The sequence below is a fragment of the Actinosynnema sp. NPDC049800 genome (assembly GCF_040656635.1).
In the GTDB taxonomy this organism is placed as follows: Bacteria; Actinomycetota; Actinomycetes; order Mycobacteriales; family Pseudonocardiaceae; genus Actinosynnema.
This window is the reverse complement of record NZ_JBFAMT010000011.1, coordinates 211,178-221,059: the sequence shown is the minus strand read 5'-3', so window position 1 is coordinate 221,059 and position 9,882 is coordinate 211,178. Positions and strand designations below refer to the sequence as shown.

11 protein-coding genes are annotated in these 9,882 nt (G+C 71.2%); 1 reads left to right on the top strand and 10 read right to left on the bottom strand.

The window, feature by feature from the left end; translation table 11 throughout:
• Positions 1-115: 115 nt before the first annotated feature.
• The 6 genes from AB0I91_RS16620 to AB0I91_RS16595 are packed head-to-tail and all read right to left on the bottom strand — an operon-like array spanning position 116 to position 6,423.
• The gene (locus AB0I91_RS16620; protein ID WP_498784810.1) at positions 116-766 is read right to left on the bottom strand and encodes a response regulator; all 651 of its coding nucleotides are present in this window, start codon (positions 764-766) and stop codon (positions 116-118) included.
• 2 nt (positions 767-768) lie between these two features.
• Positions 769-2,427 (bottom strand): sensor histidine kinase, encoded by a 1,659-nt coding sequence (locus AB0I91_RS16615; protein ID WP_498784812.1) that lies wholly within the window; start codon positions 2,425-2,427, stop codon positions 769-771.
• Between the two features lie 40 nt (positions 2,428-2,467).
• Positions 2,468-3,292 carry an ABC transporter permease gene (locus AB0I91_RS16610; protein ID WP_498784814.1) on the bottom strand — a complete coding sequence of 275 codons (825 nt, stop codon included), beginning with the start codon at positions 3,290-3,292 and terminating at the stop codon, positions 2,468-2,470.
• Positions 3,289-4,131: an ABC transporter permease gene (locus tag AB0I91_RS16605; protein ID WP_499637366.1), complete on the bottom strand. Its 843-nt coding sequence runs from the start codon at positions 4,129-4,131 to the stop codon at positions 3,289-3,291. Before AB0I91_RS16605 ends, AB0I91_RS16610 begins: the two co-directional genes overlap by 4 nt.
• The gene (locus tag AB0I91_RS16600; RefSeq protein ID WP_499637364.1) at positions 4,131-5,282 is read right to left on the bottom strand and encodes a polyamine ABC transporter substrate-binding protein; all 1,152 of its coding nucleotides are present in this window, start codon (positions 5,280-5,282) and stop codon (positions 4,131-4,133) included. The genes AB0I91_RS16605 and AB0I91_RS16600 overlap by 1 nt, the downstream gene beginning before the upstream one ends.
• The gene (locus AB0I91_RS16595; RefSeq protein ID WP_499637362.1) at positions 5,275-6,423 is read right to left on the bottom strand and encodes an ABC transporter ATP-binding protein; all 1,149 of its coding nucleotides are present in this window, start codon (positions 6,421-6,423) and stop codon (positions 5,275-5,277) included. The genes AB0I91_RS16600 and AB0I91_RS16595 overlap by 8 nt, the downstream gene beginning before the upstream one ends.
• Positions 6,424-6,616: 193 nt before the next feature.
• Here AB0I91_RS16595 and AB0I91_RS16590 point away from each other — a divergent pair, with 193 nt between their 5' ends.
• Positions 6,617-6,874, top strand: a complete 258-nt coding sequence (locus tag AB0I91_RS16590; RefSeq protein ID WP_498784822.1) for a DUF2631 domain-containing protein — start codon at positions 6,617-6,619, stop codon at positions 6,872-6,874.
• 132 nt (positions 6,875-7,006) lie between these two features.
• Here AB0I91_RS16590 and AB0I91_RS16585 read toward each other — a convergent pair whose 3' ends face one another.
• The 4 genes from AB0I91_RS16585 to rlmN form a co-directional block, all read right to left on the bottom strand.
• The gene (locus AB0I91_RS16585) at positions 7,007-7,954 is read right to left on the bottom strand and encodes a hypothetical protein (protein ID WP_499616622.1); all 948 of its coding nucleotides are present in this window, start codon (positions 7,952-7,954) and stop codon (positions 7,007-7,009) included.
• Between the two features lie 164 nt (positions 7,955-8,118).
• Positions 8,119-8,394, bottom strand: a complete 276-nt coding sequence (locus AB0I91_RS16580; protein WP_499637360.1) for a type II toxin-antitoxin system RelE family toxin — start codon at positions 8,392-8,394, stop codon at positions 8,119-8,121.
• A complete protein-coding gene (locus AB0I91_RS16575; protein ID WP_499637372.1) occupies positions 8,391-8,663 on the bottom strand; it encodes a type II toxin-antitoxin system Phd/YefM family antitoxin in 273 nt (90 codons plus the stop codon). Before AB0I91_RS16575 ends, AB0I91_RS16580 begins: the two co-directional genes overlap by 4 nt.
• 40 nt (positions 8,664-8,703) lie before the next feature.
• Positions 8,704-9,810: a dual-specificity RNA methyltransferase RlmN gene (gene rlmN, locus AB0I91_RS16570; RefSeq protein ID WP_498784830.1), complete on the bottom strand. Its 1,107-nt coding sequence runs from the start codon at positions 9,808-9,810 to the stop codon at positions 8,704-8,706.
• Positions 9,811-9,882: the final 72 nt, after the last annotated feature.

Sequence of the window (9,882 nt, the reverse complement as noted above, 5' to 3'; positions counted from 1 at the left end):
TCCTCTGTATTTTCGAGCGCTGCCCCCATGTCCCTGGAATCCCGGCCACCTTAAAATAGCCGCCGCGGGGGCTCCCCCGCGCGCCCCCCCGCCCGCCCCACACCCCTGCGCGCACTCAGTTCGCCAGCCCCGCGTCGCGCGCCAGCAACGCCGCCTGCACCCGGTTCGTGAGCCCGAGCTTGGCCAGCAGCCTGCTCACGTAGGTCTTCACGGTCGCCTCGCTCATGTGCAGCCGCTGCCCGACGTCGGCGTTGGACATCCCCAGCCCGAGCAGGGCCAGCACCTCGACCTCGCGTTCGGTCAACCCCTCGACCTGGCGCATCGCCGCCTGCCGGCGGGGCTGACCCACCTGGGCCACCATGCCCACCACCCGGCTCGTCACCATGGGTGACAGATAAGCCTCGCCCGAGTGAACGGCGCGCACGGCGCGCAGCAGTTCCTCCGGGGCGGAGTCCTTGAGCAGGAACCCGGCCGCGCCGTCGGACAGCGCCCGGACGATGTTGTCGTCCTCGCCGAACGTGGTGAGCATCACCACCCGCACCGAGGGTGCGACGGTCCGCAGCTCGCGTGCGGCGGCCAGGCCGTCCAGGCGGGGCATGCGGATGTCGAGCACGGCGACGTCCACCCGCCGCTCCAGGGCGATGCGGACCGCTTCCCGCCCGTCACCGGCCTCGGCGACCAGTTCGATGTCGTCGGCGGTGCCGAGGATGGCCTTGATGCCCGCGCGCATCAGCGGCTCGTCGTCGGCGATGAGGACCCGGATCACTGTCACATCCCCTGCAAGTGGGTGTTCTTCTCGACCAGCGTGCCGTCGGCGAAGCAGAACCGCACGATCTTGGTCGCTCGCGAGGAGTAGGTCTGCACGTCGGCGACGCGGTACTCGCACCGCGCGCCGGCGGGCTCGGCATCGGCGTCGGAGTTGAGGTCGCCCAGCGGCGGCTCGGCGCCGCCCGGCAGCTTGGCCATCACCTCCGCCTCCGCCTGCCCGACCGACACCGAGTCGTACAACTCCTCGGACACCACCTTGGTGACGGGTTGCGACCCGATCCACGTGTAGCCGCCGACGACCACCAGCACGACGATCCCGGCCAGCACGATCGAGCCGACGCCCGCCCACTTGCGGATGCCGGTGGGCTTGGCGGGTTCGGGCTGCTCCTCGTCGGACGGCTCGTCGCCCGCCGCGGCGGTGTCCTCGTACGGCAGCACGGCCGCGATGCGGAACCCGCCGGTCGGCAGCTCGCCCACGTGCAGCATGCCGCCCGCCAGCCGCACCCGCTCGCCGAGCCCGATCAGGCCGAACCCGGCGCCGCCGGGCAGCTTCGTCCGCGGCGGGTTGTTGCGCACCTCCACCACCAGCGCGTCCGGTTCGTACTTCACGGTCACCTGCACGCTCGCGCCCGGCGCGTGCTTGTTGGCGTTGGTCAGGCCCTCCTGGGCGATGCGGTACGCGGCGTGGCTGACCTTCGCGGGCAGCGGCACGGCCAGGCCGCCGCGGACCAGGCTGACCCGCACCCCCGCCCGGCGCGCGCCGTCGACCAGCTCGTCGATCGCGTCGACGGTCCGGTTGTCCCGGCCGACGGTGCTCCCCCGCACCTGGTCCTCGTCCGGTTCCTCGTCGCGCCGCAGCACGCCGATGACGCCGCGCAGCTCCTCCATCGCGGTGAGGGCCGCGCTGCGCAGCACCTGCACGGCCTCGCGCTGGCGTTCGCCGAGGCCGGTGTCCAGGGCCAGCGCGCCCGCGTGCACGGAGATGAGGCTGAGCCGGTGGCCGAGGCTGTCGTGCATGTCCTGCGCGATCCGGTTGCGCTCGCGCAGCCGCACCTGGCGCGACACCATCCGCCGCTCCCGCACCACGCGCTCCTCGCGTTCCTGCAAGGCCGCGACCAGCGCGTTGCGCTGCGCGACGTACCGGCCGACCAGGAACGGCAGCGCCACGACCATGCAGTAGACGGTCAGCATCACCCACTGGCCGAACGGCCCGGACAGGCCGGGCGCGGACAGGCCCCAGGCGAACATGTGCAGGGCGAGCGCGAGGACGGCGGTGAGCAGCGAGCGCTGCCACGGCGCGATCCGGTAGCCGGCGGCGTAGGAGAGCATCACCACCAGCGCGACGCCGCCGTGCTCGGAGCTGAAGACGACCCACGTGGCCGCCAGCAGGGCCAGCGCGGGGAACAGCAGCCGGGACAGGTAGATCACCACGTACCCGGCGCCCAGCAGGATCAGCGTCCAGCCGGAGAGCCGCGAGTTGCCCGAGACCCAGCCGGGGAACACGTCCAGGCCGAGGAACACGACGACCGCCAGCACCTCGCGCCCCACGCGCAGGGGCGTCACCTGGCCGAGGCGCTCGGCGTGGGCGCGCAGGAACGCGGAGGGCGCCTCCCGGAGATCCGGCAGGGCGGGCCGGAGCCGCTGAACGACAGACGTCACGGGGGACCACGGTAAAGAACCAGCCGCCGGACGGCCGCGTTCATTGGTCTCGACCGCCTCCGACGAAAGTTGACGCAGGTGACGCGCGGCGCGCCCGCCAGGCCACCACGAGCACGCCGGCGATCAGCAGCGCCGCGCTCACCGCCACCATCACCGTCGACAGCGCGACGATCTCCGGCGACACGCCGCGGCGGCCGGCCTGGGCGTACACGAACACCGGCAGCGTGGTCGAGCCCACCCCGGTCAGGTAGCTGGACGTCACCACGTCGTCGAACGACAGCAGGAACGCGAACGCCGCACCCGCCGCCACCGCGGGCGCGACCAGCGGCAACGTGACCGTGCGGAACGCCACCAGCGGGCTCGCGCCGAGGTCGGCGGCGGCCTCTTCGAGCCGGTGGTCCACGCCCGCCACCCGGGACCGCACCACGACCACCACGAAGCTCAACGAGAACGCGACGTGCGCGGCCAGCAGCGCGCCGAACCCGAGCGGGATGCCCGCGAGCTTCACGCAGAACCCGAGCAGCGCCACGCCCAGCACCACCTCGGGCACCACCAGCGGCAGGCTCAGCAGGACCGTCCACACGCCCCGGCCGGGGAACGCGCGCCGCAGGCCGAACGCCGCCAGCGTGCCGACCGCCGTGGCGACGACGGCGCTCGTCGCCGCCAGCCGCAGGCTCAGCCCGAGCGCGTCGAGCACCCGCGCGTCGCGGAACAGCGCCGCGTACCAGCGGACCGACAGGCCGGTGAGGCGGCTCAGCGACCGCGAGTCGTTGAACGACACCAGCGCCAGCCACCCGATCGGCGCGTAGAGGAACAGGAACACCAGGGCGGCGACCGCGCCCAGCGCCCACGGGCGGCGGTTCACAGCACGTCCTCGCCGCGCCGGCCGCGCGCCACCAGCACGACCACCACCAGGACCAGCAGCAACACCGCCATCGCCGACCCGAGCGGCCAGTTGTTGCCGCCGCGGAACTGGTCGTCGATCACGCTGCCGAACGTCGACTGCTCCACGCCGCCGAGCAGCTTCGGCGTGACGAAATCACCGGCCGACGGCACGAAGACCAGCAACGACCCGGCCAGCACGCCCGGGAACACGCCCGGCAGCACCACGCGGAAGAACGTCGAGGCCCGCGCGTGCCCCAAGTCGTAGGACGCCTCCACCAGCCGGTGGTCGAACCGCGCGCACGCCACGTACAAGGGCAGCACCATGAACGGCAGGAACCCGTACGTCAGCCCCACCACCACCGCGCCGTGCGTCAGCAGGAACCCGCCGTCACGGCCCAGGCCCACGGCGCCCAGCAGCCGGTTGACCAGCCCCTCGCCGTCCAGCAGCGCCTTCCACGCGTAGATCCGGGCCAGGTAGCTCGACCAGAACGGCACCAGCACCGCCACCAGCAGCGCGGTCCGGTGCCGGCCGGCGTGCCGGGCGATGAACCAGGCCAGCGGGAAGCCCAGGAGCAGGCACAACGCCGTCGTCACGCCCGCGTACGCCAGCGTGCGGCCGAAGATCGGCAGGAACGCCGGGTCCAGCGCGGTCGCGTAGGCCCGCAGCGTCCACGGCAGCACGGCCCGCGCCACCCCCGTGTCGCGGGTGGCGAAGCTGAACTGCACCACCAGCGCCAGCGGCGCGACCAGGAACAGGCCGAGCCACGCACCGGTCGGCGCGAGCAGACCGGTGGCGACCAGCCACCGCGGCCGGGCCATCAGCCGGTCTTGACCCTGGTCCACGCGTCGGCGTAGCGGGCCTCCACGTCCGCGCCGAGGTCCTTGGTGAACGGCAGCTTGGCCAGTTGCTCGTCCGACGGGTACACCAGCGGGTCGTTCAGCAGCTCCGGCTCGATCATGGGCTTGGCGGCCTCGTTCGGGCTGCCGTAGCGGATGGCGTTGGCCAGCGCCGCGCCGACCGACGGTTCCAGCACGTAGTCGATGAACCAGTGCGCGTTCTCCGCGTGCGGCGCGTCCTTGGGCACGCACAGCAGGTCGACGTAGGACAGGCCGCCCTCGACCGGGATCGCGTAGGCCAGGTCGTCGTTCGCGTCACGCGCCTGGAACGCGTCGCCGGAGTACGCCTGCGCCAGCGGCGTCTGGCCCGAGGTCAGCGGCTCGATCACGTCCGAGGTGATCTGGCCGAGCTTCCCCTTCAGCTCCAGCAGCACCTCGACCGCCTCGGCGATCTGCCCGGCGTCGGTGGTGTTCGGGTCGTGCCCGAGCTTGAGCAGGCCGAGCGCCAGCGCGTCGCGCGCCTCGTCCAGGATCGTGGCGCGGCCCTGCGCGGCGGCCAGGTCGTAGGCCGAGAACCCGGTCACGTCGCCGAGCTGCGACTTCGAGTACGCCAGGCCGGTCGTGCCCCAGGCCCACGGCACGGAGTAGGCGTTGCCCGGGTCGTAGTCGGCCTCGGTGAACCGCTTGCCGAGGTTGCCCAGGTTCGGCAGCAGGTCGTGGTCCAGCGGCGTGAGCAGCCCGGAGCGCAGGAACCGGCGCAGGAAGTTGTCGCTGGGCACCACCAGGTCGTACCCGGCCGCGCCGGAGGCGATCTTGGCCTCCATCTCGTCGTTGGAGCTGAAGTTGTCGTAGGTGACCTCGATGCCCGAGGCGTCCTTGAAGCCGGGCAGCGTGTCGGGCGCGATGTAGTCGGTCCAGTTGTAGAAGTTGAGCTTCGGCTCGGCGACCGCGTTGCTCGCCCTCGCGGCCGACGCGGGCGCGCTGCTCGTGCCGGTCGGTGGCGCGTCGCCGACGCCGCACGCCCCGGTCGCGGCGAGGGCGAAGAACGCCGTCGAGCGCAGCACGGTCCGGCGGGTCACCTTCGCGTCCTCCGGGTCCCAGAGTCGGGCGATCCGCAGTGTCCGCTCAGTCATCGGCGCTCCCCAGCAACACGGTGAAGTCGGGATCCCAGGCCATCCGCACGGGCTGCCCCGGCGAGCCCGCGTCGGCGACGCGGTGGGTGTTCTGCGCGAACGCGACCAGCTCCGCGCCGCCCGGCACGTCCACCACGTACTGCGTGGACACGCCCGCGTACACGACGTCGCGGACCGTGCCGGTGAGCACGCACCAGCCCGTCGGCGGTTCGTCGGCGAGGTCGTGCAGGTGCACCTTCTCCGGGCGCACGGTCGCCGCGACCCGTTGCCCGTGGCGGACCTCGTGGCCGTTCAGCGGCGCCCTGAGGCCGGTGACGCCCGGCGCGTCGAGCACCGCCCAGCGACCGTCCACACCGGACACCCGGGCGTCGAGGATGTTGGAGGTGCCGATGAAACCGGCGACGAACCGGGTGGCCGGGCGCTCATAGACGTCCTCCGGGTAGCCGACCTGCGCCACCCGGCCCGCGTTCATCACGGCGACGCGGTGCGACAGCACCAGCGCCTCCTCCTGGTCGTGCGTGACGTAGAGGAAGGTGGTGCCGACCTCGCGCTGGATGCGCATCAGCTCGATCTGCAACTCCTTGCGCAGCACCGCGTCCAACGCGCCGAGGGGCTCGTCCAGCAATAACAGCCGGGGGCCGGCGGCGAGCGCGCGGGCGATGGCGACGCGTTGCTGCTGGCCGCCGGAGAGCTGCGCGGGCCGCCGCTTCGCGTACTGCTCCAGTCGGACCAGTTCCAGGTGCTCCCCGACGACCTGCTTCAGCCGCGCGCCGCGCACGCCCTTGCGCTTGACGCCGTAGGCGACGTTGTCCCACACCGACAGGTGCGGGAACAGGGCGTAGGACTGGAAGACCGTGTTCACGTCACGCCGGTAGGGCGGCACGCCGACCACGTCCACGCCGTCGAGCTCGATCCGGCCCGCGGTCGGGTCCTCGAACCCGGCGATCATGCGCAGCAACGTGGTCTTGCCGCAGCCGGAGGGGCCGAGGACGGAGAAGAATTCGCCTTCGTGGATCCGCAACGTGACGTCGTCGACCGCGGTCTGGTCGGCGAAGCGCTTGGTGACGCCGTGGACGCCGACTTCGACCGGTGCGAAGGTGTCCGGCGTGCGGCCCTCGGCCGGGTGGAACCGTTCGGTCAACCTCGTCGCCCTTCTGGGCGGTTGCGGCGCCCGTTCCGGCCTGGCGGGGTGCGGTGCGAACACGCGGCGGGTACGCGCGAGGGCCGAGGGTAGACGTCACGGCGGTGCCGCGCACCTCACGTCTCGCCTGGCGCGCGGGTGTGCGACGATGACGCCGTTGGTGAACGTGATCGGGCAGGAAGGTCGTGCGGCTGTGTCTTCGTCCTCGGAACTGGACAAGCGTCCGGCGGTCGACACCCACGAAGAGCCGTCGGCCGAGTGGGGTTGGCACGGCACCTTCCCCAAGGGCATCAAGATCGCGGGCTGGCTCTCCACCCTCGCGGTGTTCTCCCTGCTGATCGGCAACCACCACGGCCAGACCGAGAACATCTGGGTGATCCTGACGGGCCTCACCATGGCCGCCCTGCTGATCTGGGACCAGGTCCGCAGCCGCACCTCCTGGCGCCGCTAGACCCTCGGCGGTAGGTCAACTGCCTTGCCGCGCAGCGCCCTCACCGGCCGCGGACGAGTTGTCGACGACTCACTGATCGGCTGACCGGCTCCACTGCTGCACCCCGGGTGAGGACAGCGCGATGTCGGCGAGTCAGCCTTCGAACCGGTCCCGATCCCGCCGGTCGAGCGACCCTTGCCAATCGGTCTCCACGAGGCTGCCGTCGGGCAGGACTCCGACCCGGCGGCTCCGCAACTCCTCGAGCAGGTCCTCGACATCGACGGACAAACCGTCGAGTTCATCGGACTCCGCACGTCGAAGCCGCACCACGAGGGAAATCGGCAGGCCGACCCGGATGCCCAGACTGGCGATTTCGGCGAATTGGTAATCCTCGTCCTGCCCTGGAGTGCCGATTTCGAGCGCCCGGAGGAACGGCGAATAATAGGCGAGCATGAAGCGGTCCCTGGTCACGTCCAAGGCGACCGCCTCGACGTCGTCGGCGTCCGGGTCGAAGGCCTCCAAGTGCAGGGGCCCGTTCCGCCGGGGAAAGTGTGCGACACACCCCAGAGCCACCCATGGCGGCTTACCCTCGACTGCTGAGACCGAGCGCTTTTGGGCCTCCAGCGCACGCCGCACCTCAAGGGGGACCCTGCCGGAACGACCCTTGGCCTCGGCGACCACCCAGCCTCGTGGCGAGATCCCGAACAGGTCAGCTCGGCGCCGTGCTGCGCCGAAGCGAACGCCGTATTCCGCGGAGTACCGGTCGACGTGGAGCAGATGACTCACACCCAACTGGGTCCGACAGAAGATGGCGGTCATCGCTTGACCCAACGCATACGAAACCGCAGCCGACTCCGACCGATCCAAGGTCAACGCCAAATCCGAGCGCACCAATTCCGCCCCGTAGGTCCGACGGACATAAGCCGGAATGAGCGACGCCCGGTGCAACCATTCATATACCGATGACTTACCGTGAGCGAACTCGTCACCGGGGGCGCGACCCGTCATGAAGAGCGCATGCGCGAGATCGTTCGCCGAGAACTGCAGGAAATCCCGATGCGGAACCACGCCGGCGGGGAACGCGAACGCACGGAAGGGCACCCGGAAATCAGGGGGTGGATTCCTCACGGTCAACATTCGGCAGAGACACCGTTCGTGCGCAGGGTCGGCTCGCACGCCGCTCGCGACGCACTCTAGCGACTCCGCAGGGAACCGATCACGTCACGCTACGACGACCGGCGGACCTCGGCGCCCCCAACGCCGCCTCAACGCGGTCGGTACACGTCGGCACGGTGTTCGACGCGGAGCACGGTGACCTCACGTCGTTCGTCGTCGATCTCGTACAGCACCCGGAAGGCGCCACGCCGAGCCGAGTGGACACCTTCCAGTTCGTACCGCAGCGGTTTGCCGACCCTGTGGGGGTTTTCCAGCAATGTGCGGGTGATGAACTCGATCACGGCCGACGTCACGCCCTCGGGCAACTTGTCCTGGATGGTTCGCGCAGCACTGGTCGCCACGTGAAGCTCGTACGGCTCGGTCACGAACGTGGCCGCAGGGCTCGAACGGCTTCCACGCCGCGAACCACTTCGCCACGGGCCACCTCCTCACGGCTTTCCCTGATCGCCGCCATCGCGTTCGGGTCGCTGAGGATCTCCAACGTCTCCTCGAGGGCCGCCAGATCCTCGTACCCGATCAGCACGGCCGCCGGCCGCCCGTTCCGGGTGACCACGACCCGTTCGTGCTCACGCTCGGCGCGATCGACGAACTCCGACAGGTGATCACGGACGGCACGCAGCGGTTCGACGGTCATGGCCACAATTGTGGCACACCCCCGGCGAGCAGCTCCACGCTCAGCCCTCGGCGGCGAGCTGGCCGCAGGCGGCGGCGATTTCCTGACCCCGGGTGTCACGCACGGTGCACGCGACGCCCTGGTCGTTGACCCTCCGGACGAACTCGCGCTCCACCGGCTTCGGCGACGCGTCCCACTTCGAGCCCGGCGTGGGGTTCAGCGGGATGACGTTGACGTGGACGAGCTGGCCCAAGTGCCGGCGCAGCAGCTTGCCCAGCATGTCCGCACGCCACGGCTGGTCGTTGATGTCGCGGATCAGGGCGTACTCGATCGACACGCGGCGGCCGGTGCGGTCGGCGTAGCCGCGAGCCGCCTCCAGCACCTCGGCCACCTTCCACCGGGTGTTGACCGGCACCAACGTGTCGCGCAGCTCGTCGTCCGGCGTGTGCAGCGACACCGCCAGCCGGACCTGGAGGTTCTCCTCGGTCAGCTTCCGGATCGCCGGCACCAGGCCCACGGTCGACACCGTCACCGAGCGCTGCGAGATCCCCAGACCCTCCGGAGCCGGGTCGCAGATGCGGTGCACCGCCTCGACCACGCGCTTGTAGTTGGCCAGCGGCTCGCCCATGCCCATGAACACGATGTTCGACAGCCGTCCCGGCCCGCCGGGCAGCTCGCCGTCACGCATGGCCGCCGCACCGCGCCGCACCTGGTCCACGATCTCCGCCGTGGACAGGTTCCGGGTCAGGCCGCCCTGCCCGGTCGCGCAGAACGGGCACGCCATGCCGCAGCCCGCCTGCGACGAGATGCACAGCGTGGCGCGGTCCGGGTAGCGCATCAGGACGCTCTCGACCAACGTGCCGTCGTGGGCGCGCAGCAACGTCTTGCGCGTCGTGCCGCCGTCGGCCTCGACGCTGCGCAGCTCCGTCCACAACGGCGGCATCAGGTCGGTCACCAGGCGTTCCCGCGCGGCGGCGGGGATGTCGGTCATCGCGTCGGGGTCGACGGTCAGCCGGCCGAAGTAGTGGTTCGACAGCTGCGCGGCGCGGAAGGGCTTCTCACCGAGTGCGGTGACGGCCTCTCGACGCTGGTCGGCGGAGAGGTCGGCGAGGTGGCGCGGCGGCAGCCCGCGCTTGGGCGCGTCGAAGACGAGGGGGAGGGCAGTCATAGCGCCCTCCAGTGTCCCACGCGCGCGCGGCACCCATGACCACGCCGACTGCGATCGCCATCACCGTTGCAT